We start from the raw sequence: 5424 nt of genomic DNA, 5'->3' as shown, positions 1-5424 counted from the left end.
GTGCTGGCCGGTCACGGCGCGGCCCGCAACGACGCCACCGCGGCGCTGGTCCGGTTCGCCGACGAACTGGCGATCCCCGTCGCCAACAGCTTCCACGGCAAAGGCGTGATGCCCGACGATCATCCGCACAGCATCGGGACCATCGGTTTCATGCGGCATGACTACGTCAACTTCGGCTTCGACAACGCCGACGTGGTGGTCGCCGTGGGCTACGAACCGCAGGAGTTCGATCCGGTCCAGATCAACCCGGACGCCGACAAGCAGATCATCCACGTGCACCGGTTCCCCGCCGAGGTCGACGCGCACTATTCGGTGGACGTCGGAATCATCGGTGACATCAGCGCCTCGCTGGACGCGTTGACCGAGGCGTTAGCAGGCCACCGCTTCACCAGCGATACCGCCGCGCCGGCATGCCAGCTGCTTGCCGATGAATTCGCCCGGGGGCAACAGGATGCCCGCTTCCCGTTGGCGCCGCAGCGGGTGGTCGCCGACACCCGCGCGGCGCTGGGCCGCAGCGACGTGGTGCTCGTCGACACCGGTGCCACGAAGATGTGGATGGCCCGGCTGTATCCGACTTATCAACGCAACACCTGCTTGATCTCCAACGGGTTGTCCACCATGTCGTTTGCGCTGCCCGGAGCGCTCGGTGTGAAGCTCGCCCGACCGGACGACAAGGTGCTGGCCGTGGTCGGCGACGGTGCGTTCCTGATGAACTCGCAGGAGATCGAAACCGCGGTTCGTGAGCGTATCCCGTTGGTGGTGCTGATCTGGGAGGACGGCGGCTACGGACTCATCGAGTGGAAGATGGACCTCGAGCTCGGCGACCACTACTACGTCTCCTTCAACAATCCGGACGTGGTCAGCTACGCCGAAAGCTTCGGCGCCAAGGGCTATCGCATCACGCGCGCTGACGAGCTCTTGCCGACGCTGAAGACGGCGCTTGACGACGACGGGGTGTCGCTGATCGCCTGTCCGGTCGACTACTCGGAGAATCTGCGGCTGACCGACCGGCTCGGTCAATTGGACGCGAGTCTGTAGCGATCAGATCCAGCCGCCGGAGGCGTCGAGGGTGGAGCCGGTGAGATAGGACGCGTCCGGTGACAGCAGGAACGCGACGGCCGCGGCGATCTCCTCGGGTTCGGCCCAGCGGCCCAGTGCCGTCTTCGATTTCTGCACCGCAGCCGGGTCGAAGTTCCGCAGGGCCGGGTGGGTGTAGTTGTCGCTTACTTCGGCGGCCATGTCGGTGTTGGTGCCGCCGGGGGCGATCGCGTTGATCGCGATGCCGCGTTCGGCGAGCTCGGGAGCGAGGTTGCGCGCCATCGCGCAGACCGCCGCCTTGGCCGCCCCGTACAGCGTGTGCTGGTGGACGGCGATGCGCGCGCTGATCGACGCGGTCAAGGTGATACGGCCGCCGGTGGTCATGGCCCTGACAGCGGCCTGCGTGACGAACAGCTGACCGGCGACGTTGACGTGGAAGACCCGGTCGAAGTCGGCCGGTGTGATCGACTCCAACGCGCCGAAATGCTCGATGCCGGCGTTGCTGGCCAACAGATCGAGCCCACCGAGCTCGCCGATCACCCGGGCCACCAGTTCCTTGATCTGTGCCGGATCGCTGACGTCGGCCTGAAACGCTGCCGCCTGACCACCGGCCCCACGGACTTCGTCGACCAGCGCGTCGGCCGACGCCGCGTCGGACCGGTAGTTCACCGCGACCGTCGCCCCCTCGGCGGCAAGCCGTCGGACGACGGCGGCGCCGATTCCGCGCCCGCCCCCGGTGACCAGCGCTCGTTGGCCCTCGAGCCGGTTCGATCGTGTCAAGCGATCACCTCTTGGCTTTTCCGGCCTTCAGGCCTTCGCTGGTGAGCCAGTAGAAGATCGGCATCGCGACGAAGACGATCAGAGCGATCGCCGGCAACCACAGCGCGCCCAAGAGGCCCGCAGTCGAGTACGTGAGGACGCCGATGGTCGCGCGCGTCCGCTCACTGCCGAACATCTCCCGGTTCACCTCTTCTTCGACCAGGCGATCTCGATGGCGGTGGACTTCTTGGTAGAGCAGCAGCCAACTTGCGCACATCGCGGTGGCGACAACGGCGTAGAGGCCGACGGCGGCGTGCGCGTCCCTACTGTCTACGCCGCCGATGAACGTGTGTGACAGCACGGCGGTGGGGAAGGGGATCAGCGCGGTGGTGAACAGCATGCTGAAGTTGGCGAAGTGCAGACCCCGGTTCACCCGCTGGATCCCGACAAAGGTCTGGTGGTGATTCAGCCAGATCACTGCTACGTAAGCGAACGACGCGAAATAAGCCAGGTAAGCCGGCCATTGGCGAAGTAGTGCCTCCAGTAACTGACCCTCGCCGTGTGGTGGGTCTTTCAAGTCCAACACCAGCAGGGTGACCACGATCGCGAAGACACCGTCGCTGAAAGCTTCCAGGCGGTCAGTTTCGGCGAGATGGAGCAGTCGCCGGCCGCGCCTCGACTCGCTTTCGTCGCAGTTCGCCGATTCCAAGTGTCACCTACAGTCCCATCCCAACGCCTGGTTACGTACCTCAGGTACCCGGCGGTCGCCGACATGATGCCTTCTCAATCACCGGACGTGCGGAGCAGCCCAATTTCTTCTCGGGCAATGGGCGCCAGGTACTGGCCCAACAGGGTGCGATGCCACCACGCTCGATCGCGCCGCAGTTCGCGCCAGGTGGTGAATCGGTACCGGTAGAGCTGAGCCCGCACGTGCCGCGGCGGCGACTCCGGAAAGGGATTGTGCCGCAGCAACCGCAGCGTCGGCGCGTCATTCTCCAGCAGTCGCCGCAGCAGGGGCCTCATCCACTGCTGTGCGTACAGCGGTGACAGCGCCGCGAACCACATCAGCCAGTCCAGCCGCAAGTGGTAGGGCGCCCACTGCGGCGGCACCCGGCGCACTGCCCCGGGTTTGCCCTTGAACTCGTATTCCTTCCACTGGGTCCGCTCAGTGATCTCGGTCGCATCGGTACCTTCGATGATCACCTCGTCGCGCGTCCGGCCGACCGTGCCGAAAGCTCCGTAGGTGTTGACCAGGTGCAGCGAGTTGAACGACATGTTCATCCGCTGCCCGTGCGAGACCATGTTCCGGATGGGCCAATACCCCAAGAACACCGTCAGCGCCGCGAACCCGATCACCAGCCCGGCGAACCACGTCGGCAGCCCGGGCAGCGCCGGGTGCCCGGACACAGGCAACAGCGCCGACACGTACGGATCGTCGATCGCGCTGAACGCCAAGAGAATCGTCAGCCAGTTGAGCCACGCGAAGTTGCCTGAGAGCACCAGCCACAGTTGCGTAACGACGATGATCGCCGCGGCCAAACTGGCCACTGGCTGCGGGGCGAACAGGCCGAACGGCACGACGAGCTGGGCGACATGGTTGCCCGCCACTTCGACGCGGTGCAATGGCTTCGGCAGACGATGGAAGAACCAGCTCAGCGGTCCCGGCATCGGCTGTGTTTCGTGGTGGTAGTAGAGGCAGGACAGGTCGCGCCAGCACCGGTCGCCACGAAGCTTGATCAGCCCCGCCCCGAACTCCAGCCGGAACAGCAGAAAACGCGCCAGCCACAACGTCAGCACCGGCGGCGCGACGTGATCATTGCCGAGGAAGATCGCCAGGAAGCCCGTCTCCAGCAGCAAAGATTCCCACCCGAACGAGTACCAGGTCTGGCCGACATTGACGACCGACAGGTACAGCAGCCACAGCACCAGCCACATCAACATGCCCGCCCACAACGGCGCCCGGTCGGCCACGCCGGCGACGATCGCGGCGCTCAGCACCGCCCCGAACCAGGACACCGAAGCGAACAGCCGGTCGGAATAGCGCCAGTGGAAGATGCTCGGTGCCCGCCAAAACGTCTGCCGGGCCAGGTACCGCGGGATCGGCAGCAGTCCGCGCTCCCCGATCAGCGCGCGGAACTGGGTTGCCGCGGCGACGAAGGCGATCAGATAAACAGCCGCCACACCGCGGCACAGCACAAGCCGGCCCAGCCAGTATTCGGGCGCCGTGAACCATTGCATGCCGCATCTCCGCCGACGGTGGACGCTTGTTGCCTACCTTCGCGCAATGCCCAGCCTAAATCCCGGAGCGGGTATTGCCGCCAAGAAGCCCTTCGTCAGACCGTCGAGCCGGGATCGTCACCGCAGCGGCTACTGCGGCCAGCGAGATCAATACCAGCAACTGCACGCCCGGTGCGTGCCCGGCATAGCCGTCGATAGAGCGCCAGGGATGCCGGGAAAGCGCGGCACCCGCCAAGATCATCCCGCCGGCACTCGAGCCCAAGGTGACCCCGTCACACCACCGCCGACGGTCGCGCAGCGTGTAACGCATGCCGAGGGCGGCGCCGAAGACGACGACTCCGGCCACCCCGGAGATCACCGCGCCGACCCCGAGCACCGGAACCGCTGCCCACCGCCCACTGCCCCAGGGTTGTGCGGGCGCGTCATCGCGCGACGGCCGTCGCCCTGGCCACATTGCCAGCAGAGCCAGCAGCGGCAGCAACGCCAGCCCGCCCGCCAGCCCGGCCCGGTAAAGCGAGTTGTAGGCGAACGTCAAGGTGATCGTGCCCGCGGTGCCGGCGGGTATCACCCAGCCCTGCTGCCACCCGTTGACGGTCACCGGCGTCAGTCGCGTCCCGTCGCCGGTGCGGGCCACCCAACCGGGGTTCATGCTTTCCGGCACGACCAACACCCGCGGGACCGCTGCTGCGGGTGCCCGCAACTCGCGCCGGGCTGCGCCCCAGACGTCAGAGGCGGCCGGGACCGTCGTCGCTGCGGCGATGTCGGCACCCGGAACCGACAGTTGTGCTCCGTCGACGACGAACGCGTCTCCGGGACTGATCAGCAGCTCCTGCTGCCCGGCCGGCAGCACGATCGGATCAGGTTCGCACGGTTGTGCCGGCACCGGTTCGCCGCCCAGCAGCGCCCCGACGGTGGTGCGGATCGAGGTGTGCACGAACCTGCCGGCCACTGCCAGAACCGGGCCGTGACTGCAGTCCACGATGACGTCGCGCGTTCGGTTGCGGGCTGCGTCGGCGGCCGCGACGGGACGGCCGTCACCACCGAGCACCGCGACCTCGGCCAGCCCCGGCGGTTTGAGCTGGTCGAAGCCCAGCGCCGTGCGGTCGATGACATCGGTCCAGTCGAGCAGGCGCAGGGTGACGTGGTCGGTGACCCGGGACCGCAGCGACAGGGTTTGCGGGCTGCTGCCGTCGCCACCTGACGTCAGCTCGCGGAGCTGCGGCCCGTCACCCAGGTCGACGCTCACCTTCGTCGGATGAGCCGGCAGGGCGGATCGGGTCGAAGTCAGCCGCAGCCCACTCACTTCGATCGGCCGCGGCAGGGTCAGCGTCAGGGTCGGCGGGCTCTTGTGCTGGACGACGCGCTGGGGCGCTGTCCATGCGGTGCGCG

General features: G+C 67.1%; 4 protein-coding genes and 1 pseudogene. 1 reads left to right on the top strand and 4 read right to left on the bottom strand.

Annotated features, from left to right (window positions below):
* Nucleotides 1–1038, top strand: a 1038-nt coding sequence (locus WA317_RS04955; protein ID WP_425171984.1) for a thiamine pyrophosphate-dependent enzyme, incomplete at its 5' end; no start/stop codon positions are given.
* A gap of 3 nt (nucleotides 1039–1041) precedes the next feature.
* Here WA317_RS04955 and WA317_RS04950 read toward each other — a convergent pair.
* The 4 genes and pseudogenes from WA317_RS04950 to WA317_RS04935 form a co-directional block, all read right to left on the bottom strand.
* On the bottom strand, nucleotides 1042–1818 hold the full coding sequence (locus tag WA317_RS04950; RefSeq protein WP_425171983.1) for an SDR family NAD(P)-dependent oxidoreductase: 777 nt from the start codon (nucleotides 1816–1818) through the stop codon (nucleotides 1042–1044).
* 4 nt (nucleotides 1819–1822) lie between these two features.
* On the bottom strand, nucleotides 1823–2506 hold the full coding sequence (locus WA317_RS04945; protein ID WP_425171982.1) for a TMEM175 family protein: 684 nt from the start codon (nucleotides 2504–2506) through the stop codon (nucleotides 1823–1825).
* Between the two features lie 74 nt (nucleotides 2507–2580).
* Nucleotides 2581–4035 carry a lipase maturation factor family protein gene (locus WA317_RS04940; protein ID WP_425171981.1) on the bottom strand — a complete coding sequence of 485 codons (1455 nt, stop codon included), beginning with the start codon at nucleotides 4033–4035 and terminating at the stop codon, nucleotides 2581–2583.
* Between the two features lie 55 nt (nucleotides 4036–4090).
* A pseudogene (locus WA317_RS04935) lies at nucleotides 4091–5424 on the bottom strand (hypothetical protein); the annotation flags it as partial.

Origin of the sequence: Mycobacterium sp. (genome assembly GCF_049802695.1) — a bacterium.
Taxonomy (GTDB): domain Bacteria; phylum Actinomycetota; class Actinomycetes; order Mycobacteriales; family Mycobacteriaceae; genus Mycobacterium.
Note: the sequence above shows the minus strand (reverse complement) of the source record. Positions and strands in the feature narration are given on the sequence as shown.